General features: G+C 71.0%; 3 protein-coding genes. All 3 read left to right on the forward strand.

Annotated elements, in window-relative coordinates:
* The first annotated feature begins 149 nt into the window (after window positions 1-149).
* A complete protein-coding gene (locus IE249_RS33600; protein WP_189711002.1) occupies window positions 150-1235 on the forward strand; it encodes an S-(hydroxymethyl)mycothiol dehydrogenase in 1086 nt (361 codons plus the stop codon).
* Window positions 1235-1867 carry an MBL fold metallo-hydrolase gene (locus IE249_RS33605; protein ID WP_189711004.1) on the forward strand — a complete coding sequence of 211 codons (633 nt, stop codon included), beginning with the start codon at window positions 1235-1237 and terminating at the stop codon, window positions 1865-1867. Before IE249_RS33600 ends, IE249_RS33605 begins: the two co-directional genes overlap by 1 nt.
* Window positions 1868-2060: 193 nt before the next feature.
* On the forward strand, window positions 2061-2395 hold a 335-nt coding region (locus tag IE249_RS33610; RefSeq protein ID WP_189711014.1), incomplete at its 3' end, for a bifunctional 3-phenylpropionate/cinnamic acid dioxygenase ferredoxin subunit.

A 2395-nucleotide genomic window follows, 5' to 3' on the forward strand; every position in this document is an offset into this window, starting at 1 on the left:
CCGGCCCGTTGCGCCGCCCCGGCCGGGACAACCCTGCCGGGCTCCTTGACCGGCGGCCGTCCCGCCACGATGCTGTGTTGCGGCACATGAGATGTGTGCCGCAATGAGCAACATACGACCTCAGGTGTCGTACCAGCCGAGGAGTGGCCATGGCTCACCAGGTCCGTGCCGTCGTCGCGCGGGGCAAGGGTGCCCCCGTCAGCCTGGAAACGATCGTCGTGCCCGACCCCGGCCCCGGTGAGGCGCTGGTGAGGGTCGAGGCCTGCGGGGTGTGTCATACCGATCTGCACTACCGCGAGGGCGGGATCAACGACGAGTTCCCCTTCCTGCTCGGCCATGAGGCCGCGGGCGTGGTGGAGTCGGTGGGGGAGGGCGTCACCGACGTGGCGCCCGGCGACTTCGTGATCCTCAACTGGCGTGCGGTGTGCGGGCAGTGCCGGGCGTGTCTGCGGGGGCAGCCGTGGTACTGCTTCGCCACCCACAACGCGAAGCAGAAGATGACCCTGCCGGACGGTACGGAACTGTCGCCGGCCCTGGGCATCGGCGCGTTCGCCGAGAAGACCCTGGTGGCGGCCGGGCAGTGCACGAAGGTGGACCGGGCGGCGTCGGCGGCCGCCGCCGGTCTGCTGGGCTGCGGCGTGATGGCGGGCATCGGCGCGGCGATCAACACCGGCAACGTCGGCCGGGGCGACAGCGTGGCCGTCATCGGCTGCGGCGGTGTGGGGGCCGCAGCGATCGCGGGGTCGGTCCTGGCGGGAGCGGCGAAGGTCATCGCCGTCGACATCGACGACCGCAAGCTGGCCACGGCGGCGAAGCTCGGGGCGACCCACACCGTCAACTCGCGGCACAGCGACGCGGTCGAGGCGATCCGGGAGCTGACCGGCGGCTTCGGCGCCGACGTCGTCATCGAGGCGGTGGGCCGCCCCGAGACGTACAAGCAGGCGTTCTACGCCCGTGACCTGGCCGGCACGGTGGTGCTGGTCGGCGTGCCGACCCCGGAGATGAAGCTGGAGCTGCCGCTGCTGGACGTCTTCGGCCGGGGCGGGGCGCTGAAATCGTCCTGGTACGGGGACTGCCTGCCCTCGCGTGACTTCCCGATGCTCATCGACCTTCATCTGCAGGGCCGCCTCGACCTGGACGCCTTCGTCACCGAGACCATCGCGCTGGACGAGGTCGAGAAGGCCTTCGAGCGGATGCACGGCGGGGATGTGCTGCGCTCGGTGGTGGTGCTGTGATGACGCAGGCACGCATCGAACACCTCGTCACCTCGGGGAAGTTCTCGCTGGACGGCGGCACCTGGGACGTGGACAACAACGTGTGGCTCGTCGGTGATGACACCGAGGTGATCGTCATCGACGCCGCGCACGACGCCGACGCCATCGCCGGGGCGGTCGGCGGCCGGACCCTGCGGGCCATCGTGTGCACGCACGCCCACAACGACCACATCGACGCGGCTCCCGCCCTCGCCGCGCGCACCGGCGCGCCGGTCCTCCTGCACCCCGACGACCTGCCGCTGTGGAAGCTGACCCATCCCGACCTGGTGCCGGACGGCGAACTGGCCGACGGCCAGGTCCTCACCGTGGCCGGTGCCGAGCTCAGGGTGCTGCACACGCCGGGGCACGCGCCGGGGGCGGTGTGCCTGTACGCGCCGGCGCTGCGGACCCTGTTCAGCGGTGACACGCTCTTCGCGGGCGGGCCGGGGGCCACGGGGCGGTCGTACAGCCATTTCCCCGCCATCGTCGAGTCGATCCGGGACCGGCTGCTGATCCTGCCCGCAGACACCGTTGTCCGCACCGGGCACGGGGAGACGACGACCGTGGGCGCGGAGGCCCCGCACCTTCAGGAGTGGATCGACCGCGGCTTCTGACCCTCCCGCCGCACGCCCCACAGCACGCCCGTGCCGCCTGTTCGCGCAGGTGGTACGGGCCTTTCGTCCTGCGCTCCGGTGACCTGCGGGCCTGGTGGGAGGCCGGGCGCAGCAGCCTTGACAAGGATTCAGGGCGACCCCAGACTGATGTTGCGCTTACCGCAATCCGTTTCGCTATACGCACCGAGGTGTCATGATGATTCCCGCGTGCCGTCTCGTGGATCTCCCGCGAGGTGAGGCCTTCCGGCTCGACATCGTTCCGCCGGTGTCGGTGTTCCACACCGACGACGGCGAGCTCTTCGCCATCGACGACACCTGCACCCACCAGGACGCCTCGCTCGCCGACGGCTGGCTGGAGGGCTGCGAGGTGGAATGTCCGCTGCACGCCTCGAAGTTCGACCTGAGGACCGGCGCGGTGGACGCCCCGCCGGCCAAGCTGCCGGTACGCACCCACGAGGTCGTCGTCGAGGACGGCGTGATCCACGTCAAGGTGTCGAGCCAGGCGCCGAACCTCCCGCCCTGTGTGGC

It is taken from the genome of Streptomyces anandii JCM 4720, from assembly GCF_014650655.1.
GTDB lineage: Bacteria > Actinomycetota > Actinomycetes > Streptomycetales > Streptomycetaceae > Streptomyces > Streptomyces anandii.